Below are 15948 nucleotides of genomic sequence, written 5' to 3' on the forward strand. Positions count from 1 at the left end.
CGAAGAGCTGGACGACACCGAGTGCCTGCGCCGCCTCGTCCGCCTGGCGGGCCGCTCCCTCGGTATCGGCACCCGCGCGGACATCGCCGACTACCACCGTCTCAAGGGGGAGCAGGTCGACGCGGTGATCGCCGACTCAGGGCTCGTCCCGGTCACGGTCGAGGGCTGGGGCAAGCCCGCCTGGGCCGACCCCGCGGCCCTGGAGACACCTCCGCGCGGCCGCCACCGGACCACGCTCCTGTCGCCCTTCGACTCCCTGATCTGGGAGCGGGCGCGCACGGAGCGGATCTTCGGCTTCACACACCGCCTGGAGGCCTACGTCCCCAAACAGAAGCGGGTCCACGGCTACTTCGCGATGCCGGTCCTCGCCGGTGGCCGGCTCGTCGGCCGCGTGGACCCGGCGCGCGAGGGCCGCACGCTGGTGGCCAAGCAGGTCACGCTCGACGGCCCGAAGGCGGTCCCGGCCGTCGCCCAGGCCCTGGCCGAGGCGGCGACCTGGGTGGACTGCACGGACGTCCGGGTGGAGCGGGTCGACGCACCGGACCTGCGCGAGCCCCTCACGCTGGAACTCGCCCGCATCCTCGGTTGAGCCCCTACCGGATCACCCGATCACCGGATCTCGAGAATCTTCTCCCGCATCGCGTACACCACCGCTTCCATCCTGGAGTGCAACTGGAGCTTCTCCAGGATGTTGCGCACGTGGTTCTTCACGGTGTTCTCGGAGATGAACAACTCCTTGGCGATGTCACGGTTGTTCATACCCGTCGCGACGAGTTTGAGGACTTCGAGTTCGCGGTCCGTCAGCCGCGGCGCGGGCACCAGCCGGCGCTCGTCCGTGCGCTGGATCATCGACTTGAACTCGGTGAGCAGCTTCGACGCCATGGACGGGCTGATCTGCGACTGCCCGTCGGCGACCGCGCGAATGGCCGTGGCCACCTCGTCCGTGGAGATCTCCTTGAGGAGATAGCCGGTCGCGCCCGCCTTGATGGCGTCGTAGAGATCGGCTTCCTCATCGCTGATCGTCAACATGATGATCTTCGCACTGGGTGCGACCTCCTTGATGGAGGTGCAGGCCTCGATGCCGCCGCGCTTGGGCATCCGCACGTCCATCAGGACGATGTCGGGCAGCAGGTCGGCGGCCTTCTCGACCGCCTCGGCGCCGTCCCCGGCCTCGCCGACGACCTGGATGTCCTCCTCGGCGGCGAGCACGATCTCCAGACCACGGCGGAACAGGGCGTGGTCGTCCACCACAAGGACTCTGATCGGTTCCTTGCGTGGAGAGTCCGCGTCCGGGCCCATGCCGACGACGCCGTCGTCGGCATCCCCGTCACGCATCGGTCCGAAGCTGTCCGCCATCGTTCCTCCCCCTGAAGGCTGCGGCCTGTGGTCCTGAGCCATCGCCAACCCAGAGCAACGACCCACCGGTTGGGTCGTTGCCACCATGATTTCATGCCCGGACGGCACCGGGGTGACAGAGCGGGGCGCGCAGTGGTCGCACAGGGGTGCCCCTGGGGGCGCACACGCGCTCCAGGGGCACCTTCTCCGTTGTCACCCGGCACGGTCAGCCGCCGAGGGCACCGCCCGCCTCGGGAGCGTGCGTCTGGGTGACCATCGTGTCCGTCCTGAGGTGGATCACGCCGTAGTCGTAGGCGTGCCGTCGGTAGACGACACTCGGTTCCTTGGTCTCGGAGTCGACGAACAGATAGAAGTCGTGCCCGACCAGCTCCATCTCGTAGAGAGCCTGGTCGAGGGTCATGGGTGCTGCGACGTGGGTCTTCTCGCGGACGACGATGGGGCCGTCACCCTGTACTTCCAGAGAGCCGATCTTCTTGGTGGGGACGGCCGCTTCGGGCTCCTCCTCCTGGGGAGCCGCCGCCAGGCCGTTCCCGTTGAGCGTCGCCACGCCCGGGACGTGGTCGGCGACCTCGGCGGCCGAAATCCGGCGCGAGCCACGTCGCGAGAACCGCTTGTCGTGTTGCCTGCGCAGCCGGGCTTCCAGCTTTTCCGCCGCCAGGTCGAGCGCCGCGTACGGATCGCTCGCCGCTGCCTCCGCCCGGATCACCGGACCGCGGGAGTGGAGCGTGATCTCCACTCGGTCACAGCGGTCGGCCTGTCGCGGGTTCGGCTCCTTGGACACCTCGACGTCGAGGCTGATCACCTTGCCATCGAGCTTCTGGATCTTCTCCAGCTTCAGCTTCTCGGCCACGTGCTTCCGGAACCGCTCGGGCACCTCGGTCTTGCGGCCCTTGACGACGATGTCCACGCAGAACTCCGTTCCCGGATCGCTCCGCTTCGGTGCGGAGCGTCTCCCTTTTGCACCAGGTTCCGGTGAGTCCCGGAACCTCGGACTCGGTGACTTCCACCTCCTCCCCCATGAGCGAGATCTCCACTCCACCGTCGCGAGTGATGAACAAAAACCCGCAGCACGGCATTCGGATTTGAGAGGCGTGGCCTGCGGCTTTCCCTCTCAACCGAACATATCTCGCCCGGACGGATGTCGTCACCCTCTACTGTGGCGTACCTCCGTTCAGGTGAATAGGCCCTCTCCTTACCTGCAACGACGCAAGATCTCGGTCAGTTCCGGTTCATTTCAAAAGAGTCCGGTGGTGCCGCGACCACAGCCGCGCACACCACGTCTACGTCCCCGCCGGCGCCACCCGCGCCCGCCATTACCTGCCGGGCGGGCCGCCGGCCCGTCCTCTCTCGCGTCGGTCCGACGTTCTGTTCTTCTCTGCTTTCCCACGTCTCTCCCCCGTACACGGCCCCAGTTCCCCCAGCGTTCGAAACCGGCCCCGTCTCCGCCCGTACGGCCCGCGCGGCCTCCGCCAGGGACGCCCCCGTGGTCATCACGTCGTCGACGAGGACGACCGGCCCTTCGGAGAGCAGCCGGGCGCCACCGGGCGCCACCGCGAGCGCGCCCGCGAGATTGTCCAGCCGCTGCCGGGAGTTGAGTTCCGCCTGGTCGGCCACGGCCCGCCGCTGCCGCAGCACGCCGAGCACCCGGGCCGGAGTCCCGCTGCGCCGCAGTTCGCCCGCGGCCGCGAGCGCGATCCGCCGCGCGGGATCATGCCCCCGGGCCCGCACGGCCCGCCGCCCGGACGGCACGGGCACGAGCAGCACAGGAGCCCCGCCGCCCCTGGCCCAGGCAGCCTCGCCCCCGGCACAGGCCCTCCGCAGCCCCGACCGCACCGCTCCCGCCAGAGCCACCCCGAGCGGGCCGGCGAGCGCCAGAGCGCCCCGTTCCTTGTGGGCCAGCAGCGTCGCCCGCACCTCGTCCGCGTACCGAGCCGCCGCGTGCACCACGGGCAGCCCGGGCGGCTCCGGTACCGGCCGCACCGGGTGTGCCGTGGCTCCGCACAGCGCGGCACGGCACTTCGCACAGAGCACCGCCCGAGGCCTCCCACAGCCCCCGCACTCGGCCGGCAGCACCAGGTCGGTGAGGTCCTGCCACCACCCCTGCATGGCCACCACTGTGCCAACAGCGACCGCGCCCGGCCACCCCTGTGGACAACCAACCGCCTGTGGACAATCGCCTGTGGACAACGGACGTCGGACAGCTCCCGGCGGCACTCGCACGAGCGCGCGACCGGACACCCGCCACCCGGGGAGGGCAGGACACCTCAGCCCGGATAGATCGGCGCCGTCCCCTCCGTCACCTTCTGCCACTGCGCGCCCGACGGCAGCCGGACGATCCCGTCCACCGAGTACGCCACCAGCGGCAGCTGGTCGTCCTCGGCGGCGGTGACGTCCTTCACGCCGGTCAGGGCCGCGGGCGCCGGCACGTCCGGCGTGGAACCGTCCACCTGGACGTACCGCATCTGCTCCACACCGCCGTGCTCGCGCCCGACCACCACGAGCCGGCTGTCCCCGGCCCACGACATGGCGGTGACCTCCTCCAACTCCGGTGTCGCGGAGCGCAGTTCCACCACCCTGACGGCCCGCTTGCCCGGCTTCCCCTCCCGCTCGATCAGCCCGATGAGCAGGGTCTTCTTGCCGCCCTTGTCCACGACGAGCGCGATCCGCGCCCCGTCGGCGGCCACTCGTACGGCCTGGATCCGCCCGTCCAGGTGCGGTGTGCGCACCTCCAGCGGATCGCCCTTGCCCTCCTCGAACAGCAGGAGCCGGGGATGGTCAGGGTCACGGTCGGCGACCCACAGGCCGTCGTGCGCGTCCCAGCTCGGCGTCGTCAGCCGGTCCTGCTCGGTGTGGCCCTGGCTGCGCAGCAGCGGCTCCCCCAGCGAACCGCCCGAGACCAGCGACCCCACGTACAGCGACCTGCCGTCAAGGCCGACACCGGCCGCGGTGTGCTCGTCGCGCGACACCGCCACCGACCGCAGCGCCGTGTCGCCCTCGCCGAGCGCCCCCGGCGCCTGGTCCGGCTCGGGGTCGGCGCTGCCCGCGGGGATCCGTACCAGCCGGTCCTTGGCGTCGACGAAGTACAGGTAGTCGGGGCGGCGCACCGAGCTGCGGAAGGCCGCGGCATCGGCCGCCTCCTGCGTGAGCGAGCACAGCTCCGCCCCGTCGGCCCGCAGCTCGACCTCGTCCACCGCGGGGCTGAGGTTCTGCAGCGTGAACAGCAACTGGGCCGCCATCTCCTGGCACCGGTTGGTCCCGATGCCCGCGGCCTTGTCATTGAGCGGGACCGTCAGTTTGTTGCGGTCGTCGGGCGCGAGCGCTTCGCTGCCCTTCGCCAGCGCCGTACCGGTCGGGAAGCTCGACCTGACCACCGGCCCGAGCCACCGCGTCGGCCCGGTCAGCAGGGAGCGCACCGTCTGCGTCATGGGCTCCACCCGCCGGCGCACGTAGACGGGGTCGGCGACCGCGGTGGGCTGCGAGTCCCCGGCCTCCACCGCGTTCGACGCGAAGTAGTACTTGTTGACGGACATGTAGTTGCGCTGGAAGTCCGACTCACCCATCACGACGCCCTGCGGCAGCGCGTCGATCCGCCACTGCTCGGTCTTCTTGTCCTGCGTCAGGTGCACGGTCCTGCCGTACGCCCCGGTCGCCGGCGCGTACGCCTGCTGCGCGTCGACGGTGGCCATCTTGGCGCCGGTCAGCCGGTACGTGATCTCACCGGTGTCCTCCAGGCCGCCCGGACCCTCGGCCTTGGCGCCCGGCCCGTCCGTCAGCACCGTCGTGGACACCTCCGGCCGCCAGGTCTTCGCGGCCTCGCCGGTCAGATACTGGCGCGCCGTCCTGTAGTGCGGATCGTCGCTGGTGAGCGCCTCCAGGAAGCCCTGCACGATCTCCGAGGGCGGCGCGTCCTCACCCGGCGGCACGGCGAACACCCGCACCTGGGTGTCCTGGCGCGGGGTGGACTCCACACCGCGCAGATCCCCGCTGTCCGGCATCGAGGCACACCCCGCCAGCAGCAGGACGCCACCGGCGGCGTACACCATGACACGCGCGGGCGTACGCCGACCGTGCCCCTCGCGGTCAGCGCCCACGAGATGCCTCCCCTTGCCTGTCCGCGTCCCCCGGCTCGGTTTCCCGGCCCGAACCTGCGGTTCCGTTGTCCCTGTCCGCACCCCGCGGCCCACCCACACCCCGATCCCGAGCGGGTCCGGCCTGACCGGCCACCGCACCGTTACCGGCGAGGCCCCCCGGACCGCCCATCACACCGTCGCGGGCGGAGCTTCCGGGGCCGCTCGTCGCGGTGTCGCCGGCCGAGCCCGGCGGGCCCGCCGGGCCCGCCGGGCCGGCGCTCACACCGTCGCCGGCCGAGTCCGCCGCATCATCCACATCCTCGTCGGGTGCCGACCGCTCCGCCGCCCCCGGTTCGTCCGCGCGCCGGCGCACCCGTGCCCGAGGCGGGCCGGGGCACCACACGCGCGCCGTTGCCGGGCAGCGCCGTCGGATCGGCCGTGGGCGCCACGGTGGCCGCCCGCGGGGGTATCGGGCCCCGGGCGGGCCCCGGGGGCACCGGCCCGCTCGCCGACTGCGCCGGCACCGTCGCCCGCTTCTCGCCGTCCCCGCCGCCGCACGGCAGACCGGCGTCGTCGAGCCCCCGGTTCCGCCGCGAGTCCTTGGGCTCCAGCGGTATCGGGGAGCCCCGCAGCGGCTCGTCCGCGGTCCTCGGCAGCGTCAGCCGGAACTGCGATCCGCCGCCCGCCTCGCCCCACGCCTGGAGCCAGCCGCCGTGCAGCCGCGCGTCCTCCAGGGCGATGGACAGCCCCAGACCCGTACCCCCCGTGGTACGCGCGCGTGCCGGGTCGGCCCGCCAGAAGCGGCTGAACACGCGGGTCGCCTCACCCGGCTTGAGACCGACTCCGTAGTCCCGCACCGCGACCGCCACCGCACCTCCGGCGGCGGCCAGCTTGACGACGACGTCCCTGCCCTCACCGTGCTCGACGGCGTTGACGACGAGGTTGCGCAGCACACGCTCCACGCGCCGGGCGTCGGCCTCCGCGACGACGGGCTGCTGATCGCCGAGGACCCGGATCCGCGTGCCCTTGCGCTCCGCGAGCGGCTCGGCCCCGCTGACCACGCGCCGCACGACCTCCCTGAGGTCTATCGGCTCCGCCTCCAGCGCCGCCGCACCCGCGTCGAACCGGCTGATCTCCAGCAGATCCGCGAGCAGCGACTCGAACCGGTCCAGCTGGTCGGTGAGCAGCTCCGCCGACCGCGCGGTCACCGGGTCGAAGTCCTCGCGCGCCTCGTGGATGACGTCCGCGGCCATGCGTACGGTCGTCAGCGGCGTGCGCAGCTCGTGCGACACGTCCGACACGAACCGGCGCTGCATCCGCGACAGGTCCTCCAGCTGGCTGATCTTGAGCTGGAGGTTCTGGGCCATCTTGTTGAAGGCCTCACCGAGCCGCGCGATGTCGTCCTCGCCGGTGACCTTCATACGTTCCTGCAGCCGCCCGGCGGACAGCCGCTCCGCGATCCCCGCCGCCATCCGCACCGGCGTGACGACCTGGCGCACCACGAGCCAGGCGATGGCTCCGAGCAGGACGACGACGAACAACCCGGCCGTCGCGAGGGTCCCCTTGACCAGGCTCAGCGACTTCTCCTCCTGGGTCAGCGGGAAGAGGTAGTAGAGCTGGTACGGGTCCCCGTTGGGATCGTTGACCTGCTTGCCGATGACCAGGCCCGGCTGGGAATCCTTGCTGTCGTTGTTGTAGGTGATGCGCGTGTAGATCTGGGCGGCCGTCGTACTGCTGCCGATCCGCTCGCGCAGCGCCACGGGAACGCTCGTACTCCAGTTCACCTCACCGGAGGCACGCTGCCCACGGCCCCCAGGACCGTCCGCGTCGGAGGCCGGGAGCGTCACCACGTCGAAGGCGCCCTGGCCGCCGCTGGACAGCGACGAGACGAGGTCACTCATCCACTCGGTGACGTTCTGCGCGGGACGCCCGTCCGCCGTGGCGACGTCGTCACCGGTGCCGCTCGCCGCCTCGTCGGCCCGCTGCTTGGCCACCGCGAATCCGCCGGTGGCCTGGCTCTGGGACGCCTTCACCTTGGCGTCCAGCAGCCCGTTGCGCACCTGCCCGATGACGACGAAACCCAGCAGCAGGACCACGCCCAGCGACATCAGCAGGGTGGTGGCCACGACCTTGAGCTGGATGTTGCGCCGCCACAGCCGCATGACGGGCAGCAACGGCCGACGCACCCACCGCATGAACAGCCGGATGACCGGGCTGCCCTGGACCCCGCCCTGGAGCAGCAGCCCGCTCTCCAGGAACCGTCCCCAGCGGGAGCCGGTCTTCCTCCGCCCGACAGGCCGCCCCGGGCGGGCCCCGGACCGGCCGGGCGCCGAAGCGGCACTGTCGCCGGACATGTCAGCTCGGCCCTGCCTTGTACCCGACGCCACGGACGGTCACCACGATCTCCGGCTTCTCCGGGTCCTTCTCCACCTTGGAGCGCAGCCGCTGCACATGCACGTTGACCAGACGCGTGTCCGCCGCGTGCCGGTAACCCCAGACCTGCTCCAGCAGCACCTCGCGCGTGAACACCTGCCACGGCTTGCGCGCGAGCGCGACCAGCAGATCGAACTCCAGCGGCGTCAGCGCGATCGACTGCCCGTCCCGCTTCACCGAGTGTCCGGCCACGTCGATGACCAGGTCACCGATGGCGAGCTGCTCCGGAGCGGGCTCCTCCGACCTCCGCAGCCGTGCCCGGATCCGGGCCACCAGCTCCTTCGGCTTGAACGGCTTCACGATGTAGTCGTCGGCACCCGACTCCAGGCCCACGACGACATCGACCGTGTCGCTCTTCGCCGTGAGCATCACGATCGGCACCCCGGACTCCGCCCTGATCAGACGGCACACCTCGATGCCGTCCCGGCCGGGAAGCATCAGGTCGAGCAGCACCAGATCGGGCTTGGACTCGCGGAAGGCGGCCAGCGCCTTGTCGCCGTCAGCCACGAAAGACGGCTCGAAACCCTCACCACGCAGCACAATGCCGAGCATCTCGGCCAGTGCGGTGTCGTCGTCGACGACAAGGACTCGTCCCTTCATAAACGACATCATCCCATTCTCATAACAGTGGCGAAGGCAGTGGTGAGGTAGGTCACCGCCAGTGACCATAGTCGCAGCAAGCGCGACTGTCTGCCCTCGTCCGCCCACTGTTGATCTCGACGACGCACGGCGGCAGCCCCCCGCCCCCACGCCGGAGGGACGAGGGACGTCGAAGGAGCGGGGCGCCGAAGGGCTCGGCTCAGCCCGCCGCCACCCGGGGCGACCGGGCGCACACCTCCGCGAGCGCCCCGGCCGTCACCGGTGAAACCACACCCTCCTCCGTGACGATCGCCGTCACCAGGTCCGGCGGAGTCACGTCGAACGCAGGGTTGTACGCCGTGGTCCCCAGCGGCGCCACCTGAATCCCACCGCCCGCCTCCGCCCCGGCCACCGGCACCTGCGGCGCCACCAGCTCGGTCACCTCGTGCCCGGCACGCTGCTCGACCTCGATGGACGCCCCGTCCGGCGTGTCCAGATCGACCGTCGTCACCGGCGCCACCACGATGAACGGCACATGGTGATACCGCGCGAGCACCGCCAGCGGATAACTCCCGACCTTGTTCGCCACCGAACCGTCCGCCGTGATGCGGTCCGCCCCGATCAGCACCGCGTCCACCTCACCCGCGGCGAACAGCGACCCGGCCGCGTTGTCCGTGAGCAGCGTGTACGCCATCCCGCTGCGCGCCGCCTCGTACGCCGTCAGGCGCGCACCCTGCAGCAACGGACGCGTCTCGTCCACCCACAGACGCCGCAGGCGGCCCGTCCGGTGCGCCGCGAGCGCCACCGCGAACGCCGTCCCCTCCCCGCCCGACACCAGCGAACCGGTGTTGCAGTGGGTGAGCAGCCGATGGCCACCCCCGGGCACCAGCTCCTCCAGCAGCGCCAGCCCGTGCTCGGCCATCCGCGCACTGGCCTCGGCGTCCTCCCGGTGCAGCTGCCGCGCCGCCGCCAGCGTCGCCGCGGCCGCCTGCTGGAGGTCAGCGCCGTTGGCGAGCGCGGCCTCGTGCGCCTCCTGCGCCCGGCGCACACCGACGGCCAGGTTCACCGCGGTCGGCCGGGCGCTCGCCAGCGCGGTCGCGGCCTCGTCCACGTCGAAGCCCCGCGCGGCGGCGAGCGCAACACCGTACGCCCCGGCGATGCCGAGCAGGGGCGCCCCGCGCACGGCGAGCGAGCGGATCGCCTCCACGAGCGCGGGCGCGTCCGTACAGACCAGTTCGACCTCCTGAGCAGGCAGCCTCGTCTGGTCGAGCAGGACCAGAACCGGACCTTCCGGCGGCTCTTCCCAACGGATCGCCGGAAACCCGGTCGGCCGTTTGTCATCGCCGCTGTACGCGTACTGATCAGCCATGCCGTCAGTCTGCCCCCTATCGAGCGGACAATTGAAGGTACGCAGCCCATACCGCCGCCGGTCACTCGAAGACCACCCCATGGCACGATGGCTGCCAACCTGCCGCCGCGTCCGCGGACGGGCACCGTGAAGGAGCGACGATGAACGACACTCCGGGCTGGGCCTCGCCCGGATCCGCCCCGTCCGACGGACCCAAGCCTGACGCGCCCGGCCCTGCCGAGCCCACCGACCGCCCCGGCCCCGCACACTCCGCCGACCAGCCGAGCCAGCCGGGCGAGGCCCCGCAGGGCCCAGGCCCGCAGTGGTCCAAGGAACAGCCGCCACCCGCCCAGTGGTCCGCCCCCGGCGGATCGGCCGGGGGCGGCCAGGCTCCCCCGCCCCCGCCCCCCGGCCCGGGCTGGGGCACCCAACCCCCCGGCGGCCACGGCGGATACGGAAGCCTCGGAGGCTACGGCGGTCCCGCAGGCCCCGGGGGCTACGGCGGCTGGGGAAGCGGCTGGAGCGGCCCCCCGCCCGCGGCCAAGCCCGGCGTGATCCCGCTCCGCCCGCTCGGCGTGGGTGAGATCCTCGACGGCGCCGTCTCCACCATGCGCACCTACTGGCGCACGGTCCTGGGCATCTCCCTGACCGTCGCGGTCCTCACCGAGGTCATCGTCGTGCTGTTCCAGGGTCTCGTCCTGGACAACTCCAGCAGCGAGGCGCTCAATGACCCGAGCGCCGGCCTCGACGAGCTGAGCCGCGCCATGGGCGATGCCATGCTCAACTCCACCGTCGTCTTCGTCATCTCCCTGGTCGGCACGGTCATCGCGACCGCCCTGCTCACCACCGTCACCAGCCGCGCCGTGCTCGGCAAGTCGGTGACGATCGGCGAGGCCTGGCGTGACGCCCGCCCTCAGGTCGCCAAACTGTTCGGCCTCATCTGCCTGTTGCTGCTCATCACCGCCGGCATCGTCACCGTGGGCACCCTGCCCGGCCTCCTCCTCTCCCTCTCCGGAAGCACCGGCCCGGGCGTCGCCCTCACCGTGCTGGGCATCATCGGCGCCGGCATCGTCGCCCTCTGGCTGATGATCCGCTTCTCCCTGGCCTCGCCCGCCCTGATGCTGGAGAAGCAGGGCATCAAGAAGGCCATGAGCCGCTCCGCGAAGCTGGTCAACGGCACCTGGTGGCGGATCTTCGGCATCCAGCTGCTCGCCACGATCATCGCGAACGTAGTCGCCTCGATCATCGTCATCCCCTTCACCTTCCTCGCCGCGGCCCTCGGCGGCGACGGCATCAGCGGCTGGCTCAACAGCGGCGGCTCCAGCCTCGGCTGGACGTTCCTCATCGTCAGCGGCATCGGCTCGGTGATCGGCTCCATGATCACGTTCCCCATCACGGCCGGCGTCACCGTGCTCCTCTACATCGACCAGCGCATCCGCCGCGAGGCCCTCGACCTCGAACTGGCCCGCGCCGCCGGCGTCCAGGGCCACGGCTCCACCGCCCCCGGCGCGACCCCGGGGAGCTGATGGGGTGAGCTGGGCGGGGGAACCTCTCACAGCGGTGCTGACACGCACCTCCATACGGACGCTGCTGAGCGCCGGCGACATCTCCGCGCTGTCGTCGGCGGGCTCCACCGACGAGCCACCGCTCACGACCCCGCGCGACCCAGCGCGCGAGGCGGCCCGGCGCGAGCTGTCCAAGCGGATGTACCACGAGAACGACCCCAGCCTCATCCAACGCGCCCTCGACGCCTTCTGGGACTGGCTCGGCAAACTCCTCAACGCCGCCTCGACCGCAACGCCCGGCGGCACACTCGGCCTGGTCGTCGTCATCCTGGCCGTCGTCGCGCTCGTGGCCGCGCTGTGGTGGCGCCTGGGCACCCCGCGACGCCGACCCACCTCCTCCGCCACCCTGTTCGACGACCGCCCCCGCAGCGCCGCCGACCACCGCGCGGCCGCCGAGGCACACGCCGCCCAGGGCCACTGGAACCAGGCCGTCCAGGAACGCATGCGGGCCCTCGTTCGCGCCCTCGAGGAACGCGCCCTCCTCGACGTCCGCCCCGGCCGCACCGCCGACGAGGCCGCCGCCGAAGCCGGCCGGGCCCTGCCCGCCCACACCGACCGACTGCGCGCCGCCGCCCGCGACTTCGACGACGTGACGTACGGCGGCCGCTCGGCGACCGAGCAGGCGTACCACCGCATCACCGAACTCGACCGCGACCTGGAACGCACCAAACCCCGGCTGGTGACCAGCAGCGCCCACAGCACGGCCCCCAACACCCGCCAGGGAGCCACCGAATGACCACCGAGGCCACCCTCCCGTCCACCTCGGCCTCGCCCACCGCCCGCCAGCTGTGGACCCGCACGCGTGGCATCGCACTCGCCCTCGTGGTGCTCCTCGCCGGAGCCATCGCGATCGCCGTGATCCGCTCCGACGCCCGGCACGGCGAACTCGACCCGCGCTCCGCCGACCCGGGCGGCAGCCGCGCCGTCGCAGAACTCCTCGCCGACCGGGGCGTGGACACCCGCGTGGTCACCACGCTGCACGAGGCAGCCGCAGCGACCGGCCCGGACACGACCCTCCTCGTGGCCGCACCCGACCTGCTGACTCGCGGTCAGCAGTCGCGCCTGCACAACGCGTTCGCCGACACCGGCGGCCGAACCGTCCTGGTCGCCTCCGGCAGCGCCTCCGTCGAACAGCTCGCGCCCGGCGTCACCGCCGACCCCGCCACCAGCTTGGACTCCACGCTCTCCCCCGACTGTGACCTGCCCGCCGCCCGGCGCGCCGGCAGCGCCGACACGGGCGGCGTCCGCTACACCACCACCCACCTCGACGCCGACGCGTGCTACCCCAGCGAGCGCCTGGCCACCCTGCTGCGCGTCCCGGGCCGGACCGGGAACGGCGACACCGTCCTCCTCGGCGCGCCCGACATCCTCCTCAACGACCGCCTCGACGAGCAGGGCAACGCCTCGCTCGCCCTCCAACTCCTCGGCTCCCGCCCCCCATCTGGTCTGGTACCTCCCCTCGCTCTCCGACGCCTCGGCCACCGGCGCCGACGACGAACGCAGCTTCTTCGACCTGCTCCCCTCGGGCTGGCTCTGGGGCACCCTGCAACTCTTCATCGCCACAGCCCTGGCCGCCCTCTGGCGGGCACGCCGGCTCGGCCCCCTCGTGCCCGAAAGACTCCCCGTCGCGATCCGCGCCTCCGAAACCGCCGAAGGCCGCGCCCGCCTCTACCGCAAGGCCGATGCCCGCGACCGCGCGGCAAGCGCTCTTCGCTCCACCACCCGCACCCGCCTCGCCCCCCTCGTAGGCGTCCCCGTCGCCCAGGCGCACACGCCCGAGGCCTTGCTCCCCGCCCTGTCCGCCCATCTCCACGGCGATGGCCAGGACCAGCACGCCCTCCTCTTCGGACCACCGCCCAGCGACGACGCAGCACTCATCGCACTCGCCGACCGACTCGACGCCCTCGAAAGAGAGGTACGCCGTCCATGATGGACCCGACCACTGACAACGCCGGGCAGACCGGGGACCCGGGCACCGCCCGAGACGCCCTGGAGGCCCTGCGCGCCGAGATCGCCAAGGCCGTGGTCGGCCAGGACCCCGCCGTCACCGGCCTCGTCGTCGCCCTGCTGTGCCGCGGCCACGTCCTCCTCGAAGGTGTCCCCGGCGTCGCCAAGACCCTCCTGGTCCGCGCCCTCGCCTCCGCCCTCGAACTCGAGACCAAGCGCGTCCAGTTCACCCCCGACCTGATGCCCAGCGACGTCACCGGCTCCCTGGTCTACGACACCCGGTCCGCCGAGTTCTCCTTCCAGCCCGGCCCGGTCTTCACCAACCTCCTCCTCGCCGACGAGATCAACCGAACACCCCCCAAGACCCAGTCGTCCCTCCTGGAAGCCATGGAGGAACGCCAGGTCACCGTCGACGGCACCCCCCGCCCCCTCCCCGAGCCGTTCCTGGTCGCGGCCACGCAGAACCCGGTGGAGTACGAGGGCACCTACCCCCTCCCCGAAGCCCAGCTGGACCGCTTCCTCCTGAAACTCACGATCCCCCTCCCCTCCCGCCAGGACGAGATCGACGTCCTCACCCGCCATGCCGGGGGCTTCGACCCGCGCGACCTCCACGCCGCCGGTGTCCGCCCCGTGGCAGGACCGGCCGACCTGGCGGCAGCCCGCACCGCGGTCGCCAAGACGACCGTCTCCCCGGAGATCACCGCCTACGTCGTCGACATCTGCCGCGCCACCCGCGAGTCGCCGTCCCTCACCCTCGGCGTCTCCCCCCGAGGCGCCACGGCCCTCCTGGCCACCGCCCGCGCCTGGGCCTGGCTGACGGGCCGCGACTACGTCATCCCCGACGACGTGAAGGCCCTCGCCCTCCCCACCCTCCGCCACCGCGTCCAGCTCCGCCCGGAGGCAGAGATGGAAGGCGTGACAGCCGACTCCGTCATCAACGCGATCCTCGCCCACGTCCCCGTCCCCCGCTGATGGCACTCACCGGACGCGCCGCGCTCCTCGCGGCCCTGGGCTCCCTCCCCGTCGGCATCTGGGAGCCCAGCTGGACGGGCATCCTGGCGGTCAACGCACCCCTGGCCGTGGCCTGCGCATGCGACTTCGCGCTGGCCGCCCCCGTACGCCGCCTGGGCCTGACCCGCTCCGGCGACTCCTCCGTACGTCTGGGCGACACGGCGGACGTGACCCTCACGATCACCAACCCGTCCCGCCGCACCCTCCGCGCCCACCTGCGCGACGCCTGGCCCCCCAGCAGTTGGCTGCCCGGCACGGAAACGACGGCTTCCCGCCACCGCCTCACGGTCCCCGCGGGCGAACGCCGACGGCTGACGACCCGCCTGCGCCCCACCCGCCGTGGCGACCGCCAGGCCGACCGGGTCACCATCCGCTCGTACGGCCCCCTCGGTCTCTTCTCCCGGCAGGGCGCCCACAAAGCCCCCTGGACGGTACGCGTCCTGCCCCCGTTCACCAGCCGCAAGCACCTGCCTTCCAAACTGGCCCGCCTGCGCGAACTGGACGGCCGCACAAGCGTGCTCACCCGCGGCGAGGGCACCGAATTCGACAGCCTGCGCGAGTACGTCCCCGGCGACGACACCCGCTCCATCGACTGGCGCGCCACAGCCCGCCAGTCCGCTGTCGCCGTACGCACCTGGCGCCCGGAACGCGACCGCCACATCCTCCTGGTCCTCGACACCGGCCGCACCTCGGCAGGCCGCGTGGGCGACGCACCCCGCCTCGACGCCTCCATGGACGCGGCCCTGCTCCTCGCAGCCCTCGCCTCCCGCGCCGGCGACCGCGTGGACCTCCTCGCCTACGACCGCAAGACCCGCGCCCTCGTCCAGGGCCGTACCGCAGGTGACCTGCTCCCGTCCCTGGTCAACGCGATGGCCACGCTGGAGCCCGAGCTCGTCGAGACGGACGCCCGAGGTCTCACGGCGACCGCCCTGCGCACGTCCCCCCGCCGCTCCCTGATCGTCCTCCTCAGCACGTTGGACGCGGCCCCGATCGAAGAGGGCCTGCTGCCGGTCCTCTCCCAGCTCACCCAGCGCCACACGGTCCTGCTGGCATCGGTGGCGGACCCGCACATCACGGAAATGGCCACGGCACGCGGAGACGTCGACGCCGTCTATGAGGCAGCCGCGGCCGCCCAGGCCCAGTCCGAACGCCATCGCATGGCAGAACAACTCCGCCGTCACGGCGTCACGGTCGTGGACGCCACCCCCGACGACCTGGCGCCGGCGCTGGCGGACGCGTACTTGGCATTGAAAGCAGCCGGTCGTCTCTGACGAAATGGCGAGACGGCAAAACGAAACGGCGTCCCCAGAAGGGGGCCTAGGGGACCCCAAACGCAGAAAACCCCCGCACCGTAAGGTGCGGGGGTTTTCCCAATAATTGTTCGGCGGCGTCCTACTCTCCCACAGGGTCCCCCCTGCAGTACCATCGGCGCTGTAAGGCTTAGCTTCCGGGTTCGGAATGTAACCGGGCGTTTCCCCTACGCTATAACCACCGAAACACTATGAAACTGTTCAGCCGCACCACGTGTGGCACGTGGGGCTGTTCGTGGTTTCAGAACCAACACAGTGGACGCGAGCAACTGAGGACAAGCCCTCGGCCTATTAGTACCGGTCAACTCCACACGTTACCGTGCTTCCAT

General features: G+C 71.9%; 12 protein-coding genes, 1 rRNA gene and 1 pseudogene. 6 read left to right on the forward strand and 8 right to left on the reverse strand.

The window, feature by feature from the left end; genetic code table 11:
- Window positions 1-589, forward strand: a 589-nt coding sequence (locus SSQG_RS15110; RefSeq protein WP_039932770.1) for a DNA glycosylase AlkZ-like family protein, incomplete at its 5' end; no start/stop codon positions are given.
- 20 nt (window positions 590-609) lie between these two features.
- Here the strand turns inward: SSQG_RS15110 and SSQG_RS15115 are convergent.
- From SSQG_RS15115 to mtnA, 7 genes are all read right to left on the reverse strand, one after another.
- On the reverse strand, window positions 610-1356 hold the full coding sequence (locus SSQG_RS15115; protein WP_039932771.1) for a response regulator: 747 nt from the start codon (window positions 1354-1356) through the stop codon (window positions 610-612).
- Between the two features lie 205 nt (window positions 1357-1561).
- A complete protein-coding gene (gene hpf, locus SSQG_RS15120; RefSeq protein WP_039932773.1) occupies window positions 1562-2263 on the reverse strand; it encodes a ribosome hibernation-promoting factor, HPF/YfiA family in 702 nt (233 codons plus the stop codon).
- Between the two features lie 311 nt (window positions 2264-2574).
- Window positions 2575-3462 carry a ComF family protein gene (locus SSQG_RS15125; RefSeq protein WP_039935080.1) on the reverse strand — a complete coding sequence of 296 codons (888 nt, stop codon included), beginning with the start codon at window positions 3460-3462 and terminating at the stop codon, window positions 2575-2577.
- Between the two features lie 158 nt (window positions 3463-3620).
- Window positions 3621-5447: an LpqB family beta-propeller domain-containing protein gene (locus SSQG_RS15130; protein ID WP_003990653.1), complete on the reverse strand. Its 1827-nt coding sequence runs from the start codon at window positions 5445-5447 to the stop codon at window positions 3621-3623.
- Between the two features lie 287 nt (window positions 5448-5734).
- Window positions 5735-7780 carry an MtrAB system histidine kinase MtrB gene (gene mtrB, locus SSQG_RS15135; protein ID WP_078506854.1) on the reverse strand — a complete coding sequence of 682 codons (2046 nt, stop codon included), beginning with the start codon at window positions 7778-7780 and terminating at the stop codon, window positions 5735-5737.
- Window position 7781: 1 nt separating this feature from the next.
- Window positions 7782-8471 (reverse strand): two-component system response regulator MtrA, encoded by a 690-nt coding sequence (gene mtrA, locus SSQG_RS15140; RefSeq protein WP_003990656.1) that lies wholly within the window; start codon window positions 8469-8471, stop codon window positions 7782-7784.
- Between the two features lie 187 nt (window positions 8472-8658).
- Entirely contained in the window at window positions 8659-9807 is a 1149-nt protein-coding gene (gene mtnA / locus SSQG_RS15145) for an S-methyl-5-thioribose-1-phosphate isomerase (protein WP_003990657.1), read from the reverse strand.
- 140 nt (window positions 9808-9947) lie between these two features.
- On the opposite strand from mtnA, the gene SSQG_RS15150 reads away from it, so the two are divergent.
- The 5 genes and pseudogenes from SSQG_RS15150 to SSQG_RS15170 all read left to right on the forward strand — a co-directional run bounded on the left by SSQG_RS15150 (window position 9948) and on the right by SSQG_RS15170 (window position 15580).
- The gene (locus tag SSQG_RS15150; RefSeq protein ID WP_003990658.1) at window positions 9948-11312 is read left to right on the forward strand and encodes a proline-rich domain-containing protein; all 1365 of its coding nucleotides are present in this window, start codon (window positions 9948-9950) and stop codon (window positions 11310-11312) included.
- Between the two features lie 37 nt (window positions 11313-11349).
- Window positions 11350-12087, forward strand: a complete 738-nt coding sequence (locus SSQG_RS15155; protein ID WP_003990659.1) for a DUF4129 domain-containing protein — start codon at window positions 11350-11352, stop codon at window positions 12085-12087.
- Window positions 12084-13281, forward strand: a pseudogene (locus SSQG_RS39155) (DUF4350 domain-containing protein). The gene SSQG_RS15155 and the pseudogene SSQG_RS39155 overlap by 4 nt, the downstream one beginning before the upstream one ends.
- Window positions 13281-14270 (forward strand): AAA family ATPase, encoded by a 990-nt coding sequence (locus SSQG_RS15165; protein WP_003990661.1) that lies wholly within the window; start codon window positions 13281-13283, stop codon window positions 14268-14270. The pseudogene SSQG_RS39155 and the gene SSQG_RS15165 overlap by 1 nt, the downstream one beginning before the upstream one ends.
- Window positions 14270-15580 (forward strand): DUF58 domain-containing protein, encoded by a 1311-nt coding sequence (locus tag SSQG_RS15170; protein ID WP_003990662.1) that lies wholly within the window; start codon window positions 14270-14272, stop codon window positions 15578-15580. The genes SSQG_RS15165 and SSQG_RS15170 overlap by 1 nt, the downstream gene beginning before the upstream one ends.
- A gap of 108 nt (window positions 15581-15688) precedes the next feature.
- On the opposite strand, the gene rrf is transcribed toward SSQG_RS15170, so the two are convergent.
- Window positions 15689-15805, reverse strand: a 5S ribosomal RNA gene (gene rrf / locus SSQG_RS15175).
- Window positions 15806-15948: the final 143 nt, after the last annotated feature.

It is taken from the genome of Streptomyces viridochromogenes DSM 40736, assembly GCF_000158955.1.
Lineage (GTDB): Bacteria > Actinomycetota > Actinomycetes > Streptomycetales > Streptomycetaceae > Streptomyces > Streptomyces venetus.